This window comes from Streptomyces sp. NPDC097640, from assembly GCF_040302705.1.
GTDB lineage: Bacteria > Actinomycetota > Actinomycetes > Streptomycetales > Streptomycetaceae > Streptomyces.
Window position 1 is genome coordinate 56,106 of the sequence record NZ_JBEOSB010000015.1, and the last position, 17,124, is coordinate 73,229.

Here is a 17,124-nt window from a genome sequence, read left to right on the forward strand (position 1 = left end):
ACTGTAATGGATAGGGTTCCGAGCACATATGGACGACACCCGTGGCACCAGCGAACCCCGTGAAACCCGTGACAGGTCCGTACCTGGCGCCACTGACCCAGACGGCGCCCCCGGCGCCCCCGGGGCCCTCGCGCTGCGCCCGCTGACCGCCCGCTCGATCGTGCTCAGCACCCTGCTCGGCCACCACCCGCCGCAGCTGCCCGCCCGCGCCCTGGTCCGTGTCGGCGCGCTGTTCGGCACCGCGGAGGGAACCATCCGGGTCGCGCTCACCCGCATGGTCGCCGCCGGCGACCTGGAGCAGCGCGGCGGCGCCTACCGGCTCACCGACCGCCTCCTGGCCCGCCAGGCCCGGCAGGACGACAGCCGAGCCCCCCGCACCCGGAGCTGGGACGGCGGCTGGGAGATCGCGGTCGTCACCACCGACCGCCGCGCCGCGCCCGAGCGGGCCGCGCTGCGCCAGGCCATGGCCGCCCTGCGCCTGGCCGAGCTGCGCGAGGGCACCTGGCTGCGCCCCGCCAACCTCGTACGGCCGCGCCCGTCCGTCGCCGCCGAGCAGTGCGCCTGGCTGACCGGCGAGCCCGAGGGCGACCCGGTCCGGCTCGCGGCCCGGCTGTGGAACCTGGACGGCTGGGCCGCGCGGGCCCGGCTGCTGGCGGCGGCCCTGGACGGGGCGGACGGCCCGGCCGAGCGGTTCACCGTCGCGGCCGCGGCCCTCCGCCATCTGCTCACCGACCCCGTGCTGCCCGCCCGGCTGCTGCCCCCCGACTGGCCGGGCGCCGGCCTGCGCCACCGCTACGACGCCTTCGAGCGCGACTTCCAGGCCCTGCTGCCCCGCTACGCGGGGGACTGACCTCGGGGCGGGTGCGGCCCGACCTGCGCGGCGGTACGGCGGTACGCGTCGTCGGCCAGGCCGAACAGCGCGGACGCCCCGGAGGCGCTCGACAGCTCCTTGGCCCGCCCGTACTCGGAGAGCGCCTCGCCGCGGCGGGCGAGCGCGGCCAGCGCCGTACCGGCCGTGACGCGGGCCTCGGCCTCGTACAGCGGCATCCGGGCCGCGTCGAACGACGCGGCGGCCTCGAGGGCGGCCCGGGCGGCCCCCGCGTCGTCGCCGGCCAGCCGCACCTGGGCCTCGGCCAGCAGCGCGAAGCCGCGCTCTCCGGCCGGGCCGTCGGGGGCCACGGCGGCGGCCGCGCGGCGGGCCCACCGCTCGGCGGCCGGCACGTCGCCGCGCGCCAGCTCCGCGGTGGTCAGCACCCGGAACCACAGCGGGCGCGCGGGGGACTCGAACCTGAGCAGCTCCGGGCCGTCGCCCGCCTCGGTCACCGAGCGGACGCAACCGTCCGGATCGCCGCCGGCCAGCAGCGCCCGGCCGAGCATCCCGGTGATCGCGGCCCGGTTGAAGCCCGGTTCGGTCTCGTCCTGCGACAGCGACTCCTCGCAGATCTTCAGAGCCCCCGCGAAGTCGCCCCGCCACAGCGAGACCGCGGCGTTGACCACGTCGGCCAGGGAGCGGGGCTCCCGGCTGCCGGTGAGGGCCGCCGCGTCCAGCGCGTCCTCGGCGTCGGCCGCCGCCGCGTCCAGCCGGCCGAGGTCCAGCAGCACATAGGCCCGGGCCGCGAACAGGTCGGCGAGCAGGGCGGTCCGGCCGGTGCCGCGGGACAGCTCCAGGCCCCGGTCCAGGTGGCGCAGCGCGGACGTGTGGCGCCCGCGGAACATCTCCGTCCAGCCGATGACGGCCAGGATGTGCACATGCTCGGCCAACTGGTGGTCACCGGTGTCGTCGATGGCCGCGAGCGCCTCGGCGAGGTGGTGGTCGGCCCGCGCGGTGTCCCCGGCCGCCGTGTGGGCCAGGGCGAGCATCCCGCGGGCCGTGGTGACCCGGATCGGCGCGCCGTCCTCCGCCAGCGTACGCAGCGCGCGCTCGCCCCAGTCGACGGCCGTGGTGATGTCGGCGGTGCGCAGCGCCACGGCTGCGACACCCAGCTCCAGGCCCGCCGTGACCCGGCGGGAGCGGCCGTCGGCGTTCCGCAACTCGCGCGTCAGCAGCGAGATCGCCTGCTGGTACCGGCCGAGCTGCCATTCCACCGTGGCCCGGGACCCGGCCACCTGGGCGGACAGATCCCGGGCCTCGGCGGGCAGCAGGGACGCGGCCGTGCGCAGGATGTCCCGGCTCTCCCGCAGATGGCCCGCCACGCTGAGCGCGTCGGCCTGCTTCAGCAGCCACTCCGGACGCGCCCGGCCGGGGCGCTCACCGAGCAGTCGCAGGGCGTTGCCGATCCACCCGGCGGCGGTCAGCGGGGCGACCGCGAGGATGTCGTCGGCCGCCTCGACGAGGACCTCCGCCGCCTGTACGTCGCCCACGCGGGCCGACTGCTGCACATGCGGTGCCCGCGCGGCCAGGGGCGCGCCGCGCGAGGCCAGCCCGCGCGCGGCCCGGGCGTGGGCCTCGATCCGCCAGCCGACGCCCGCACCGTGGTAGACGGCGGCGCGCACCAGCGGATGGCGGAAGGCGAACCGCCGCGGGACGCCTCCCTGCCGTATCAGATCCCGCTCGGCGAGCTCGTCCACGGCCGCCAGGACATGCGCCTCGTCGGCCTCGGCGACGATCGCCACCAGGTCGGTCTCGAAGGAGTCCCCGAGCACGGCGGCCGCCTGCGCGGACATCCGTGCCCCGGCCGACACCCCCTCCAGCTCCTCCAGGAGCGTGGCGCTCAGGGACCGCTCCGGCTCCTCGGCGACGGCCGGGGCCGCCCCCGGGCCCGCCGCCACCCGCTCCCGCCTCCTGGCCAGGGCCTCCAGATAGAAGGGGTTGCCGCCGCTGGCCTCGTACAGCTCCCGCTGACGGCGGCGGTTCATCTCCGGGCCGCACAGCTCTGCGGACTCCGCCGCGGACAGCGGCCCCAGCCGGATCCCGGCCACCCGGTCGAGCACCCCGGCCCTGGCCAGCGCCGCGGGCAGCCGGGGCGGGGCCTGCCGGGGCCGGTAGGCGAGCGCCAGCAGCAGCCGCGTTCTGGGCGGGTGCCGTAACAGATGGCCGATCAACTCGACCGAGTCCTCATCGGCCCAGTGCAGATCGTCCAGGGCGAGCACCAGCCCGGCCTCGGAACTCAAGCCCTCCAGCGAGGCCCGTACGGCCCGGTGGAACCCGTGCCGCTCGGTCACCCGTGCCCCGGCCGCCGCCGGTTCCGCTCCGGCCGGGCGCAGCGGGGCGCGGGCCGCGAACACCGCGCCGAGCGGGCCGGGCGCGTCGGGCGCCGGTGCGCCGTACGGTGTCCCGGACGCGTCCGCCGCGGCCCAGTGGTCCTCCAGCGCGTCCAGGATCACCCCGTACGGCGCCTGGGTGAACTCGGCGCCGCGCCCGGACAGCACCGTGAACCCCCGCCGCCGCGCGCGCTCGCCGAACTCGCCCAGCAGCCGTGTCTTGCCGATGCCCGGTTCACCGACGATCTCCACCACGCGCGGCACATCGGCCCCGGTGTCCTCGATCGCCCGGTCGATGACGGCCAACTCCGCCGCGCGGCCCACCAGTCGGCCGCCCGGGCGAGGGCCCGGCGCCGCGGGAGCGGGCACCTCGGGGACGTGAACTTCGGGGACGGGCGCCGGACCGTGTGGCCCGGCGGGGTCGGCCAGCTCCGGATCGGCGGCCAGGATGCGCTGGTGCAGCGTGCGCAGCGCGGGGCCCGGGTCACAGCCGAGCTCCTCCACCAGCCGCTGCCGGGTGCGCTGGTAGTGGTCGAGCGCCTCCGCCGGGCGGCCGCACCGGTACAGCGCGAGCATGAACTGGCCGGCCACCCGCTCGTCCAGCGGATGCGCGGCGGCCCGGGCGGACACCGCGGCCACCAGCTCGGAGTGGCGGCCGAGGCGCAACCGGACGTCGTCGAGGTCGAGTTCGGCCGCGAGTCGCTCCCGGCCGAGGGTGAGCCGGAGGGTGTTGATCCACGGTGTGTCCAGCCCGGCGAAGGCATCGCCCCGCCAGAGCGCGAGCGCCTGCCCGAACCGGACGGCCGTGTGGTCGTCCTGCTCGCAGGCGCGGGCCCGGGTGACCAGATCGCGGAAGCGGTGCAGATCCACATCCGTCGCCGCGACGCCGATCAGATAGCCGCCGGACCCCCGCGTGATCTCCACGCCCTCGGCGCTCTTGTCCTCGGCCGCGGTCAGGATCTGCCGCAGCCGGGAGAGATAGCCGTAGAGGGTGTCCCGCGCCCGGCGCGGAGGGCGCTCGGCCCAGACGCGGTCGATGAGCTGCTCGACCGTGACCGGCCGGCCGACGTCGACCAGCAGAGCCGCCAGCACACAGCGCTGGCGGGCGTGACCCAGATCGAGGGGCCGCCCCTCGGCGTACGCCTCGACGCTGCCCAGCAGACCGAACTCCACAGCCGTCCCTCCGACGGTCCCACGTCTCGGCCGACCAGCCGATTCTAGCTTTATTGCAGGTTCTCCGAGGGTGCGCCGCGCACGACGGTGTCCCTCGCGCGAGCCGCGCCGGGGTCCGAAAGTGGCATGAATGCCGCGGACTTGGCGAATGCCCTACGGCCGAGCCGCCGATACGGCCGCCGCCTCAGGCCGTCTCGCGGAGGACCAACTCGGTCGGCAGCACGAGTGAGGGTTCGATCTGCTCGCCGGAGGCCAGGCGCAGCAGCTGGTGGGCCAGCTGCCGGCCGATCTGCGTGATGGGCTGGCGGACCGTGGTCAGCGGCGGCTCGGTGTAGCGGGCGGTCTCGATGTCGTCGAAGCCGACCAGGGCGACATCGTCCGGGACCCGGCGGCCGGCCTGCCGCAGCGCCCGCAGCACCCCCACCGCCATCAGGTCGGAGGCAACGAACACGGCGTCGAGGCCGGGGTCTTCGCGCAGCAGCTCGCGCATCGCGACCACCCCCGACTCCTGGGTGAAGTCGCCGAAGGCGACGGCCCCGGACAGCCGCGCCTCGGCCAGTGCCGCCCGGTAGCCGGCCAGCCGGTCGATCCCGGCGACCATGTCCTGCGGGCCCGCGACGGTGGCGATCCCGGTGCGCCCGGAGTGCGCCAGATGGCGCACGGCGGCGGCCGCGCCCCCGGCGTTGTCCACGCCCACGTACGGCAGGGACACCGGGCCGAGCAGCCGCTCGTTGGAGACCACCGGGATGCCCATGCGGGCGAGGCCGACGGGCAGCGGGTCGGCTCCGTGCACGGAGGCGACCATCACCCCGTCGACATGGCGCCCCAGGGCGAACCGCTCGATGCGCTCCCGGCCGGCGGAGGAGCGGGCCATCATCAGCACCAGCTGCTTGTCGGCCTCCCCCAGCCGCTGGCTCACCCCGCGCACCACGCCCGGGAAGAACTGGTCGTCGGAGAACACCCGGCCCGGCTCCTCGGGCAGCACGAGGGCGAAGGAGTCGGTGCGCTGTGTGACCAGGCTGCGGGCGGCCTGGTTGGGGACGTATCCCAGCTCACGGATGGCGCGTTGCACCGCCTCGCGGGCGTCCTCGCCGACCCGGGTGGAGCCGTTGACGACACGGGACACCGTGGCGCGCGAGACGCCCGCGTGCAGCGCCACGCTCTCCAAAGTGGGCCGGGTCCGGTGCATGGGGACATACCTCGTTCTTCGTCGAGCCGCTGATCCGTGGGGGGCAGCTCGTCACAGCATGGATCACCCGGCGCGGCGGACGGCACCCTTCGGCCGAAGTGGCACCGGCTGACCGTTCCCGGCGGGGCCCGCCCGGGATGGACTGCTCACATCGCCAGGACGCGGGCGCGGCAGACGGAGGGGGAGCCCCAGGCGGTGCGCAGCGCGCGGGCCTTGCGGATCCACAGGGACAGGTCGTACTCGTCCGTGTAGCCGATCGCGCCGTGCAGCTGGAGCGCCGTCCTGGCCGCCGTGTACGCGGCCTCCCCCGCGGCCACCTTGGCGGCCGCGACCGCCGCCCCGGCGGCCCGGTCGGCGCCGTCGGCCAGCGCCAGCGCGGCCCCGTGCAGCAGCGGCCGGGCGAACTCCAGGGCGATCAGGACATCCGCGAGCCGGTGCTTGACCGCCTGGAACGAGCCGATCTCGCGCCCGAACTGGGTGCGCTGTCTGACGTATGCGACGGTTCGCTCCAGCAGCGCCAGCCCGGTGCCGAGCGCCTGCGCGGCCGTCGCGAAGGCGGCCCAGTCCGCGGCGCGCGCGGCCGCCGCCGCGACGGCCGGGCCGCTCGCGAGCACCTCGCCGCCGCCCAGCGGCCTGGCCAGCCGCCTGGCCGGGTCCAGCGAGGGCTGCACCGGCCCGTGCCCCGCGCCCATCCACAGCCGTTCGCCCTCGACGACGAACACCGCGTCGGCGGCGTCCGCGTCCAGCGCGTACGGACCGCCCGCGGGGGCGGCGACGGTGACCACCGCCTGCCCGGCCGCGATCCGCGGCAGCCAGTGCTTCCCCGCCGCGATCGCGTCGCCGCGCTCCGCGAGCGCGGCGAGCAGGACGGCCGCGGCGGCCGTCTCCACCAGCGGCCCCGGCACCGCGTGGCGGCCTGCCTCGACATACGCGACGGCGAGCTCGACCGGCAGCGGTCCCGCGCCCTCGTAGCCCTCCGGGACGGCCAGCGCGAACACCCCCGCCTCGCCCAGCCGCCCCCACACCGCCCGGCCCGGCCCCCGCTCCCCGCGCGCCCAGGCCCGCACCGCCTCCGCCGTCCCGGCGGCGGAGAGCATCCGGTCCAGGGTGCGGCCGAACTCCGTCTGCTCCTGGTCCAGCAGGAATCTCATCCGTACCGCCCCTTCCACGCTCGTGACGGCAGGGGACCCCGCCTCATCTGCGGCCCTTCGGCAGACCGAGCAGCCGCTCGGCGATGATGTCGCGCTGGATCTCGTTGGTGCCCGCGTACACCGGGCCCGCCAGGGCGAAGGTGTAACCGTCGGCCCAGGCGCCGCGCGCGGGCGCGTCGGGGGCGGAGTCGGCGAGTTCGCCATGGGGGCCGAGCAGGTCCAGGGCCGTTTCGTGGAGGGCGATGTCGAGCTCGGACCAGAAGACCTTGTTGAGGCTCGACTCGGCGCCCAGGGAGCCGCCGGCCGCCAGCCGGGACGCGCCCGCGTACGCGAACAGCTCGTACGCCCGGGCGTGGATCACCGCGTCGGCCACCCGGTCGCGCAGCGCGGACGAGTTGTCGGTGGCCGGATGGTCGCGCCACAGCGCCGTCAGGTGGCGCGCGGCCGCCGTGAAGCGCCCGGGGCTGCGCAGCGTCAGCCCCCGTTCGTTGCCCGCCGTGCTCATCGCGATCCGCCAGCCCTCGCCCGGTTCGCCGATCACGTCCTCGTCGGGCACGAAGACCTGGTCGAGGAAGAGCTCGGCGAAGGCGGGCTTGCCGTCGAGGCGCCCGATGGGGCGCACGGTCACCCCCGGCGCGCGCAGCGGGAACATCAGATAGGTCAGCCCGCGATGAGGGGCCGACGCGTCCCGGTCGCTGCGGAAGAGGCCGAAGGCGCCGTCGGCGAAGGCGGCCCGCGAGGACCAGGTCTTCAGACCGTTCAGCAGCCAGCCGCCGTCGGTGCGCGTGGCGGTGGAGCGCAGGGACGCGAGGTCCGAGCCGGACTCGGGCTCGGACCAGGCCTGTGCCCAGACGACCTCGCCGCGGGCCAGCGGCGGCAGCACCCGGGACCGCTGCTCCGGTGTGCCGTGCTCGAAGAGCGTGGGGGCCAGCAGGCTGATCCCGTTCTGGCCGACCCGGCCGGGCGCCCCCGCCGCGTAGTACTCCTCCTCGAACAGCAGCCACTCGAACAGCGAGGCGCCGCGCCCGCCGTACTCCTCGGGCCAGCTCACCGCCGACCAGCGGCCCGAGGCGAGCGTGCGCTCCCACGCCCGGTGGGCGGCGAAGCCCTCGGCGGTCTCCAGAGAGGGCAGCGGCTCGGCGGGCACATGCGCCGCGAGCCACCGCCGGGCCTCGTCCCGGAACTCCCGCTGCCGCTCGGTCAGATCGAGATCCACCGCGGCTCCCGCCTCCCTTCCGGTTCCCTAACAAGTGTTTGGTAGGTTACCGTGGCGCCGTGACGGACAACAAGGCGGGCAACAAGGCCGACCGAGCGCCCTATGTCCCCGGCCACGGCCTCCTCACCGGCCGCACGGCCGTCATCACGGCCGCGGCGGGCAGCGGCATCGGCGGCGCCACCGCCCGCAGATTCCTGGAGGAGGGCGCCCGCGTCGTCATCGGCGACGCCCACGCCCGCCGGCTGAAGGAGACCGTCGCCGCGCTCGCCGGGGAGTTCGGGGCGGACCGGGTCGCCGGGACGGCCTGCGACGTGACCGACGAGGACCAGGTGGCCGCGCTCCTCGACCTCGCCGAGGAGACCCACGGCCGCCTCGACGCCCTCGTCAACAACGCCGGGCTCGGCGGCGCCGCCGAGCTGACCGAGATGACCGACGAGCAGTGGCACAAGGTCATCGACGTCACCCTGGGCGGCACCTTCCGCTGCACCCGCGCCGCGCTGCGCCGGATGAGGGCCGACGGCCGCGGCGGCGTCATCGTCAACAACGCCTCCGTCGTCGGCTGGCGCGCCCAGGCCGGCCAGGCGCACTACGCGGCGGCCAAGGCCGGGGTGATGGCGCTCACCCGCTGCGCCGCCGTCGAGGCCGCCGCCTACGGCGTACGGGTCAACGCGGTCTCACCGAGCCTGGCCATGCATCCGCACCTGGTGAAGGTGACCACCCCCGAACTGCTCGCCGAGCTCACAGAGAAGGAGGCGTTCGGCCGGTATGCCGAGCCCTGGGAGGTCGCCAACGTCATCGTCTTCCTGACCAGCGGCTACTCCTCGTACATGACGGGCGAGACGGTGTCCGTCAGCAGCCAGCACGCGTGAGGCGGAGGGGCCGGAGAGGCGGGACGGTGACAATGGACAGGTGCCGAAGACGAGCGAGAACAGCAAGAAGACCACCGTGACCCCGTCCCCCCAGCGACGCCGCGAACTGCTCTCGACGGCGGCGGAGGTGTTCGCCGCACACGGGTACAACGCGACCACCGTGCGCCGCATCGCCGACGAGGTGGGGATGCTCGCGGGCAGCCTGTACTACCACTTCGACTCGAAGGAGGCGATGGTCGACGAGATCCTCTCCACCTTCCTGGACGAGCTGTGGGCCGGTTACGAGGCCGTGCTCGGCGCCGGGCTCGGCCCCAGGGAGACCATCGAGGCGCTCGTCACCGAGTCCTTCCGGGAGATCGACCGGCACCGGGCGGCGGTCGCCATCTACCAGAAGGAGTCCAAGCACCTCTCCGCCCAGCCCCGCTTCGGCTATCTCACCGTCTCGCAGCGGAAGTTCGAGGAGGCGTGGCTGGGCACGCTCGAGCGCGGGGTGGCCGAGGGGGTCTTCCGCGCGGACCTCGACATCCGGCTTGCGTACCGCTTTCTGCGCGACACCGTCTGGGTCGCCGCCTCGTGGTACCGGCCGGGCGGACAGCACAGCCCCGAGGAGATCGCCCGCCAGTACCTGTCGATGGTCCTGGACGGCGTCACCCCGCGGGCCTGACCACCGGGACACCACCGGACAGGAGGGATCATGGCCGAGGCATACATCGTCGAAGCGGTACGGACCCCCGTCGGCAAGCGGAACGGCGGACTTGCGTCCGTCCACCCGGCCGACCTCGGCGCGCACGCCCTGCGCGCCCTGATGGAGCGCTCGGGCGCCGACCCCGCCGCCGTCGAGGACGTGGTCCTCGGCTGCCTGGACACCGTCGGCCCGCAGGCCGGGGACATCGCGCGCACCTGCTGGCTGGCCGCCGGGCTGCCCGAGGAGGTCCCGGGCGTGACCGTCGACCGGCAGTGCGGCTCCTCGCAGCAGGCGATCCACTTCGCGGCGCAGGCGGTTCTCTCCGGCACCCAGGACCTGGTGGTCGCGGGCGGGGTGCAGAACATGTCGATGGTGCCCATCGCCTTCGCCAGCCGCCAGGCGACGGTGCCGCTCGGGCTGACCGAGGGCCCCTACGCGGGCTCGGAGGGCTGGCGGGCGCGCTACGGCGACCGGCCGGTCAACCAGTTCTACGGCGCCGAGCTGATCGCCGAGAAGTGGGGCATCACCCGCGAGGCGATGGAGGAGTTCGCGCTGCGCTCGCACCAGCGGGCGATCCGCGCCCTGGACGAGGGCCGCTTCGGCCGCGAGCTCGTGCCGTACGGGGAGGTCACCGCCGACGAGGGGCCGCGCCGGGACACCAGCCTGGAGAAGATGGCCGGACTCAAGCCGGTCATGGAGGGCGGCCGGATCACCGCCGCCCTGTCCTCCCAGGTCTCCGACGGGGCCGCGGCGATGCTGATCGCCTCCGAGCGGGCGGTCCGCGAACACGGCCTGACGCCGCGCGCCCGCGTCCACCACCTCTCGGTGCGCGGCGAGGACCCGATCCGGATGCTGTCCGCGCCGATCCCGGCGACGGCGCACGCGCTGAAGAAGACTGGCATGACCATCGACGACATCGACCTGGTGGAGATCAACGAGGCCTTCGCCCCCGTGGTGCTGGCCTGGCTGCGCGAGACCGGCGCCGACCCGGAGAAGGTCAACGTCAACGGCGGCGCCATCGCCCTCGGCCACCCCCTCGGCGCGACCGGCACCAAGCTGATGACCACCCTGCTGCACGAACTGGAGCGCACGGGTGGGCGATACGGCTTGCAGACGATGTGCGAGGGTGGGGGACAGGCGAATACGACGATCATCGAGCGGCTGTGAGCGCCGGCAACCACACGGCCGACGGACGGAGTCCGGCGCAGGCGCCCGAAGCCGGTGAGGCCCCCTGGGGCCGAGCGGTGCGAGGGGGCCGTGAGGGGTGGGGTCGATGTGTGAGGGTGGCGACCAGGCGAACGTGACGATCATCGAGCGGCTGTGAGGCGGCCCATGACCTCCGCCGCCTCCGCCATCACCCGCTCCACCAGCTCCGCGCACGACGGCAGGTCGTCGATCACCCCGGCGACCTGCCCGGAGGCCATCACCCCGCTGTCCGTGCGGCCGTCCACCATCGACGCCTTCAGCAGCATCGGCGTGTTGGCGGCCAGCAGCACCTGACTCCAGGTCAGCTCCTTGCCGTGCTTCATCGCCAGCCCGTCCCGCACCATCCGCGCCCAGCTCAGCCCGGACAGCCGCCGGAAGGCCGCGGCGTGTCGCAGCGCCCGCGTCAGCGCCGCGACGCGCCCGGACCGTTCCAGGGACGCGACCAGCTCGCTGCGCAGCATCCGGTGGGGGAGCCCGTCGACCGCCGTGGTGACGGTGACATCGGCGACCGACGCCGCGAGATAGCGGGCCTTGACCGGGTCCGGGACCGTGCTGTCGGAGGTGAGCAGAAAGCGGGTGCCCATGGCGATCCCCGCGGCGCCGTACGCGAGCGCGGCCACCAGCCCGCGCCCGTCGAAGAAGCCGCCGGCCGCCACGACGGGGATGTCGACCGCGTCCACGACCTGGGGCAGCAGCACGGCGGTGCCGACGCTCCCGGTGTGACCGCCGCCCTCGCCGCCCTGGACCACGACCGCGTCCGCGCCCCAGGCGGCGACCTTCTCGGCGTGTCGCCGCGCCCCGACGGACGGGATGACGACCACGCCCGCGTCCTTCAGCCGGGCGATCAGCTCCCGCGTGGGGGCGAGCGCGAAGGACGCGACCCGCACCCCCTCCTCGACAATGATCCGCACCCGCTCCTCGGCGTCCGCCGCGTCCGCCCGGAGGTTGACGCCGAAGGGCGCGTCGGTGCGCGATCCGACCTCCCGTACGGCCGACCGCAGCTGGTGCGGGGTCATGGTGGCGGAGGCCAGGATGCCGAGGGCACCGGCGTTGGCGGTGGCGGACACCAGCCGCGGCCCGGCGACCCACCCCATGCCGGTCTGCACGATCGGATGGCGCACCCCGACGAGTTCGGTCAGCGGGGTGTCCATTACGCGGGCACCTCGCGCTCGCGCAGCCCCTCCGGGTCGATGACCTCCCGGATCAGCCGCAGCTCCGCCGCCGTGGGCTCACGGGTGTACGGGACGTCGTCCGCGATGTCGAGCGGGAAGCCGGTGGCCTCCCGCACCTGACCGGCGCTCACCCCCGGGTGCAGGGAGCGCACCCGCATGGTGCGGTCGGGCGTGGCGAAGTCCAGGACCGCGAGGTCGGTCACGACGCACGGGATGCGGTGGAAGCGGGTGGCGGAGGGCCCGGCGGCGGCCGCCCGGTCGTAGCCGACGCCGCAGACCATGTCGACGCGTTCGACGAAGACACGCCGGGAGTGCCGGGGCACCCAGTAACTCGTCGGGTTGTTCAGCGTGTTGACGGGCGCGCCGCGCACGCCCAGCAGCTGCCGCCGGGGCCGCTTCCAGTCGCCGATGCAGCTGATGTTCTGGTTGCCGTGCCGGTCCAGCTGGCTGGCGCCCATCATCACATGGCGCTTGCCCGCGGTGACCAGCGCGAGGTGCTGGCGGTAGGGCAGCCAGCCCTCCACCACCCCCGGCCCGGCGCCCAGCAGCAGCGCCTCGCCGTCGGTGAGCAGCAGGTCGGGCGCGAAGGTGCGCCGCGCCAGCTGGGCGCCGACGCGCGGCACGGCGCCCATCGGGGCGGCGAGGACCTCGCCGTCGCCGCGCCACGCCTCCGCGCAGGCGACCACGCAGTATTCGGCCCGGGTGACCGTGCTCATGTGCCCTCCTCCGCGAACGCCGCCACCGCCGTCTGGTACGCGCCCTCGTCCCCGCTCAGGAAGCGCGCGGTGAACTCCCGCCACGCGCCCGGGTCCGCGGCGGCCTTCGCGTACGCGCTCTGGAACGCCTCGTCGCGCCCGTAGTCGGGGGCGCAGGAGGTGAAGTGGGCGCCGTTCGGGGTCTCGATCACGCCGGTCACCGAGTGGCGCTTGACCAGCAGCGTCTGCGGACCGCCCGCCGCCGCGAACTCCGCGCTGTCGACGAGGCGCTCGCAGGAGACGTACGCCGCTTCGGCCGCCTCGCAGAACAGGTCGTCGAAGTACGGGTCCGGGCCCAGGTACTGGCCGTTGCCGTGTTCGTCGGCCCGGTTGAGGTGCACCAGCGCGGCGTCCAGCCGCAGCGCGGGCACCGCCACCAGCTCCTCCCCGTCCTCGTACGGCGAGGTGACCGTCCGCAGCCCCGGATTGACCGTCATCACGTCCGAGCCGAGCCCCGCCCGCACCGGCATGAACGGCAGCCGGTGGACGGCGGCGGTCAGCCCCCACATGAACATCGCCTCGTCCAGCTCCACCAGTTCGAGCTCCCCGCGCTCGCGCGCCGCCCTGAAGTGCGGTTCGAGCGGGATCGAGTCGAGCGTGGCGAAGGCGGCGACCAGCTTGCGGATCTTCCCGGCGGCGGCCAGCAGCCCGACGTCCGGCCCGCCGTACGAGACCACGGTCAGATCGGTGACCGGCGAACGCAGCAGCGCCCGCACCAGCGCCATGGGCTTGCGCCGCGACCCCCAGCCGCCGATGCCGACCGTCATGCCGCTCTCGATCCGGCCGACGGCCTCCTCCAGGGACATGCGTTTGCCGCTGCCGGGCCTCAACGCCGCTCACCCGCCTCGGAAACGCCGGACACGAACGCCTCGCGGTGCCGGTCGGCGATCCCGCTCAGGTTGGCCTCGAAGGTGAAGCCCTGCTCGAAGCGGTAGCTGCGGCGCACATCGACCGGGTCGATGCCGTTGATCGCGGCCTTGGCCAGCCGCAGCAGCGCGCCGTCCTTGGCGGCGATCTCGCGGGCCAGCGCCAGCGCCGCCGCCGACAGCTCGGCGCGCGGCACGACCCGCCACACCGAGCCGTGCCGGTGCAGCTCCTCGGCGGTCACGGTGCGCGAGGTGTAGTACAGCGCGCGCATCAGGTGCTGCGGCACCAGCCGGGCCAGATGGGTGGCCGCGCCCAGGGCGCCCCGGTCCAGCTCCGGCAGCCCGAACGTCGCGTCGTCGCTGGCGACGATCGCGTCGGCGTTGCCGACCAGGCCGATGCCGCCGCCGAGGCAGAAGCCGTGCACCGCGGCGACGACCGGGACCTGGCAGTCGTAGACGGCGGCGAACGCCTCGTAGCAGCCGTGGTTGGCGCCGATGAGGGCCTCGTGCCCCTCGGTGCGCTGCATCTCCTTGATGTCCACGCCCGCGTTGAAGCCCCGGCCGGCGGCGGCGAGGACGACACAGCGCACCTCCGGGTCGCTGCCTGCGCCGCGCACGGCCGCGGCGAGCTCGTACCAGCCCTGTACGGGAAGGGCGTTGACGGGTGGGAAGTCCACGGTGACGACGGCGACGCCCGCGTGTGGGGCGGAGGTGGAGACACCCATGAGCAGATCCGCTACCTTTCCACCAAACATTTGTTAGGCGAGAAGGTAGCAGCGGTCGGGGCGCAGCGGGAGGTGTCACGTGGCGGTCACCGTCGATCTGGCCGGGCGCGTCGCCCTCGTCACCGGGGGCACGCGGGGCGTGGGGGCGGGCATCGCGCGGGCGCTGCTCGCCGCGGGCGCCGAGGTCGTGGTCTGCGCGCGCCGGCCCGGGGAGCGGCCCGTCGAAGCGGCGGGCCGCACCGCCCGCTTCCTGCCGCTCGACGTCCGGGACGCGGACGCCGTCGGCGCCTTCTTCACGCGGCTGAGCGACTTGTACGGACGGCTGGACCTGCTGGTCAACAACGCGGGAGGCAGCCCGTTCGGGCTGCTCGCCGCCGCCGGGCCGCGTCGCGCCGCGCGTGTCGTCGAGCTGAATCTCATCGCGCCCCTGACCGTCTCCCTCGCCGCCTACGAGGTGATGCGGCATCAGCGGCGCGGCGGCTCCATCGTGATGATCGGCAGCGTCAGCGGGACCCGCCCGTCGCCCGGCACCGCCGCCTACGGAGCCGCCAAGGCGGGGCTCGAGAACCTCGCCCGCTCCCTGGCCGTGGAGTGGGCCCCCACGGTCCGGGTCAACACCGTGGTGCTGGGCATGGTCCGCACCGAACTGTCCCATCTGCACTACGGCGACGAGGCCGGGCTCGCCGCCGTCGGCCGCACCGTCCCCCTCGGGCGGCTGGCCGATCCGGGCGAGGCGGGCGACGCCTGCGTCTTCCTCGCCTCCGACCTCGCCGCGTACATCAGCGGCGCCGCCCTGCACGTCCACGGGGGCGGTGAACGCCCGGCGTTCCTGGACGCCGCCAACGTCAACCAGCGGGAGGACTCACGATGACCGGACTGTGCGAGGGGCGGGTCGCCGTCGTCACCGGAGCGGGCCGCGGCCTGGGGCGCGCGCACGCGCTGGCCCTCGCGGCCGAGGGCGCGAGGGTCGTGGTCAACGACCTCGGCGTGGCCCTGGACGGCGGGGACGGCGGGGACGGCGCGGCGGACCGGGGCAGCCCGGCCCAGGACGTCGCCGAGGAGATCCGGGCGCTGGGCGGCGAGGCGGTCGCGCACGGCGGCGACATCGCCACCGCCGACGGCGCGGCCTCGCTGGTCGCCACCGCCCTCGACACCTACGGCCGGTTCGACGCCCTCGTCAACAACGCGGGCTTTCTGCGCGACCGCATGCTGATCAACCTGGACGAGGACGACTGGGACGCGGTGGTGCGCGTCCATCTCAAGGGCCACTTCCTGCCGCTGCGGCACGCCGCCGCCCACTGGCGTGCCGAGGCGAAGGCGGGCCGCGCCCCGGCCGCCCGCGTGGTCAACACCGCCTCCGGGGCGGGGCTGCTGGGCAGCGTCGGCCAGGGCAACTACTCCGCCGCCAAGGCCGGGATCGTCGGGCTCACCCTCGTGGCCGCCGCCGAGCTGGGCCGCTACGGCGTCCAGGTCAACGCCATCGCCCCGGCCGCCCGCACCAGGATGACCGAGCGGACCTTCGCCGAGACCATGGCCGCGCCGGACGCGGCGGACGCCTTCGACGCGATGGCCCCCGGAAACGTCTCGCCGCTCGTCGTCTGGCTCGCCTCCGCCGACAGCGCGGGCGTCACCGGCCGGGTCTTCGAGGCCGAGGCCGGGCGGATCACCGTCATGGAGGGCTGGCGGCCGGGCCCCACCGCCGACAAGGGCGCCCGCTGGACCCCGGCCGAGGCGGGTGAGGCCGCCCGGAAGCTGCTCGCCGACGCCGAGCCGCCCCGCCCGGTGTACGGGGCGTCATGAACGGGCCGGACCCGCCGGGGTGCACCCCGCGCGGCGTAGGGTGGTCAGAAAGCGCGCGGCGAAGACGGGGTGGCCCGCAGGCGCGGGGTGCAGCCGGTCCAGGCCCTCGGGCTCCAGCAGCAGCCGCGTACAGCTCGGCCCGAACACCTCAGGGCCGTGCACATAGTGCAGATTCGTGTCCCCGTGCGCACGCAGCAGCTCCACCGCGCGCCGTATGTGCGCCCGGCACTCGCGCATCGTCATCCCGGACGGCCCCGGCACCTCCTCCCGCTCCGGCGCGACGATGCTCGACATCACCGCGAACGGGGTCGTCGGATGCCCCTCGCGCACCGTTTGCACGAACCCGACGAGCGACGAGGCCAGCGAGTCGCGGTTGTGGCTGCCCAGCGCCTGGATGTTGATCCCGACGCAGACGGTGAGCAGCTCGGCCGGCAGGTCGCGCATCAGCCGCGCGGTCATCGGCTGGAGCTGGCAGGCCGCGCCCAGCGCGAGCGAGGTCAGCTCCCACCCGGCGCGCCGGGCCACCAGGGCCGTCCACGCCCGGCTCGGGGAGGCGGCGCCGCGCCCCTGCGAGATGGAGCTGCCGTAGTGGATCCAGCGCGGCCGCCCCTCGGCGCCGTCACGCTCGGCCGCCGCGCCCGCGTCCAGCGCGATCTCGCACAGCCGGAACTGGTGGTAGGAGGGCAGCCACAGCTCGACCGTCGCCAGGCTTCCCGGCCGGCCGCCCAGCCCGTCGACCCGGAACTCCGCGTCCCCGCCGTGCGTTTGCAGTTCGACGGTGGCCGTGTGCCGCCCCTCGCACAGCACATCCAGCCGGGCCACCTCCGGCGGCCCGTTGAGCTTCGGCGCGGGATCCGCCTGGTAGCGGCAGGTCAGCCCGGTGCTGTCGGTGCGCAGCGCCACCCGCACCCCCGACGGCATCGCGGCCCGCCCCAGCCCGCCCTCGGGCAGATGGAGCGCGGCCTCCCGGTGCGGCAGCCGCCAGGGCGCGGTCCAGCCGGGGCCCCGCTCCAGCGACACCGCCCCCCGATAGCGCAGCCGCGGATCGTCGTGGGCCAGACGCACCCCGCACTCTCCTCCGTTTTCTGTCGGGCGAAGGGCGCGTACCCCGCCCCA

At 75.2% G+C, this 17,124-nt stretch carries 15 protein-coding genes; 6 read left to right on the forward strand and 9 right to left on the reverse strand.

Features of this window, described 5'->3' with window-relative positions; genetic code table 11:
- Positions 1 to 28 precede the first annotated feature (28 nt).
- Positions 29 to 850 carry a PaaX family transcriptional regulator C-terminal domain-containing protein gene (locus ABTY62_RS23920; RefSeq protein WP_352131471.1) on the forward strand — a complete coding sequence of 274 codons (822 nt, stop codon included), beginning with the start codon at positions 29 to 31 and terminating at the stop codon, positions 848 to 850.
- On the opposite strand, the gene ABTY62_RS23925 is transcribed toward ABTY62_RS23920, so the two are convergent.
- The 4 genes from ABTY62_RS23925 to ABTY62_RS23940 all read right to left on the reverse strand — a co-directional run bounded on the left by ABTY62_RS23925 (position 835) and on the right by ABTY62_RS23940 (position 7,930).
- Entirely contained in the window at positions 835 to 4,374 is a 3,540-nt protein-coding gene (locus tag ABTY62_RS23925; protein WP_352131472.1) for an ATP-binding protein, read from the reverse strand. The genes ABTY62_RS23920 and ABTY62_RS23925 overlap by 16 nt on opposite strands.
- A gap of 184 nt (positions 4,375 to 4,558) precedes the next feature.
- Positions 4,559 to 5,563, reverse strand: a complete 1,005-nt coding sequence (locus ABTY62_RS23930) for a LacI family DNA-binding transcriptional regulator (protein ID WP_352131473.1) — start codon at positions 5,561 to 5,563, stop codon at positions 4,559 to 4,561.
- Between the two features lie 146 nt (positions 5,564 to 5,709).
- Positions 5,710 to 6,714: an acyl-CoA dehydrogenase family protein gene (locus ABTY62_RS23935; RefSeq protein ID WP_352131474.1), complete on the reverse strand. Its 1,005-nt coding sequence runs from the start codon at positions 6,712 to 6,714 to the stop codon at positions 5,710 to 5,712.
- A gap of 43 nt (positions 6,715 to 6,757) precedes the next feature.
- Positions 6,758 to 7,930: an acyl-CoA dehydrogenase family protein gene (locus tag ABTY62_RS23940; protein ID WP_352131475.1), complete on the reverse strand. Its 1,173-nt coding sequence runs from the start codon at positions 7,928 to 7,930 to the stop codon at positions 6,758 to 6,760.
- A 59-nt stretch (positions 7,931 to 7,989) separates the two neighbouring features.
- Here ABTY62_RS23940 and ABTY62_RS23945 point away from each other — a divergent pair, with 59 nt between their 5' ends.
- The 3 genes from ABTY62_RS23945 to ABTY62_RS23955 are packed head-to-tail and all read left to right on the forward strand — an operon-like array spanning position 7,990 to position 10,651.
- Positions 7,990 to 8,799 carry an SDR family oxidoreductase gene (locus tag ABTY62_RS23945; protein WP_352131476.1) on the forward strand — a complete coding sequence of 270 codons (810 nt, stop codon included), beginning with the start codon at positions 7,990 to 7,992 and terminating at the stop codon, positions 8,797 to 8,799.
- Between the two features lie 40 nt (positions 8,800 to 8,839).
- The gene (locus tag ABTY62_RS23950; protein WP_311728765.1) at positions 8,840 to 9,463 is read left to right on the forward strand and encodes a TetR/AcrR family transcriptional regulator; all 624 of its coding nucleotides are present in this window, start codon (positions 8,840 to 8,842) and stop codon (positions 9,461 to 9,463) included.
- 30 nt (positions 9,464 to 9,493) lie between these two features.
- On the forward strand, positions 9,494 to 10,651 hold the full coding sequence (locus ABTY62_RS23955; RefSeq protein ID WP_352131477.1) for an acetyl-CoA C-acetyltransferase: 1,158 nt from the start codon (positions 9,494 to 9,496) through the stop codon (positions 10,649 to 10,651).
- A gap of 140 nt (positions 10,652 to 10,791) precedes the next feature.
- On the opposite strand, the gene ABTY62_RS23960 is transcribed toward ABTY62_RS23955, so the two are convergent.
- Genes ABTY62_RS23960 through ABTY62_RS23975 form a run of 4 tightly spaced genes read right to left on the reverse strand, consistent with a single transcriptional unit; the run spans position 10,792 to position 14,208 of the window.
- On the reverse strand, positions 10,792 to 11,841 hold the full coding sequence (locus tag ABTY62_RS23960; RefSeq protein ID WP_352131478.1) for an NAD(P)H-dependent flavin oxidoreductase: 1,050 nt from the start codon (positions 11,839 to 11,841) through the stop codon (positions 10,792 to 10,794).
- Positions 11,841 to 12,578: a CoA-transferase subunit beta gene (locus ABTY62_RS23965; RefSeq protein ID WP_352131479.1), complete on the reverse strand. Its 738-nt coding sequence runs from the start codon at positions 12,576 to 12,578 to the stop codon at positions 11,841 to 11,843. The genes ABTY62_RS23960 and ABTY62_RS23965 overlap by 1 nt, the downstream gene beginning before the upstream one ends.
- Entirely contained in the window at positions 12,575 to 13,423 is an 849-nt protein-coding gene (locus ABTY62_RS23970; RefSeq protein ID WP_352131480.1) for a CoA transferase subunit A, read from the reverse strand. The genes ABTY62_RS23965 and ABTY62_RS23970 overlap by 4 nt, the downstream gene beginning before the upstream one ends.
- Positions 13,424 to 13,443: 20 nt before the next feature.
- On the reverse strand, positions 13,444 to 14,208 hold the full coding sequence (locus ABTY62_RS23975; RefSeq protein WP_352131481.1) for an enoyl-CoA hydratase family protein: 765 nt from the start codon (positions 14,206 to 14,208) through the stop codon (positions 13,444 to 13,446).
- Between the two features lie 79 nt (positions 14,209 to 14,287).
- On the opposite strand from ABTY62_RS23975, the gene ABTY62_RS23980 reads away from it, so the two are divergent.
- Positions 14,288 to 15,079 (forward strand): SDR family oxidoreductase, encoded by a 792-nt coding sequence (locus ABTY62_RS23980; protein WP_352131482.1) that lies wholly within the window; start codon positions 14,288 to 14,290, stop codon positions 15,077 to 15,079.
- Positions 15,076 to 16,008: an SDR family oxidoreductase gene (locus tag ABTY62_RS23985; protein ID WP_352131483.1), complete on the forward strand. Its 933-nt coding sequence runs from the start codon at positions 15,076 to 15,078 to the stop codon at positions 16,006 to 16,008. Before ABTY62_RS23980 ends, ABTY62_RS23985 begins: the two co-directional genes overlap by 4 nt.
- Here the strand turns inward: ABTY62_RS23985 and ABTY62_RS23990 are convergent.
- The gene (locus tag ABTY62_RS23990; RefSeq protein ID WP_352131484.1) at positions 16,003 to 17,073 is read right to left on the reverse strand and encodes an SGNH/GDSL hydrolase family protein; all 1,071 of its coding nucleotides are present in this window, start codon (positions 17,071 to 17,073) and stop codon (positions 16,003 to 16,005) included. The genes ABTY62_RS23985 and ABTY62_RS23990 overlap by 6 nt on opposite strands.
- Positions 17,074 to 17,124: the final 51 nt, after the last annotated feature.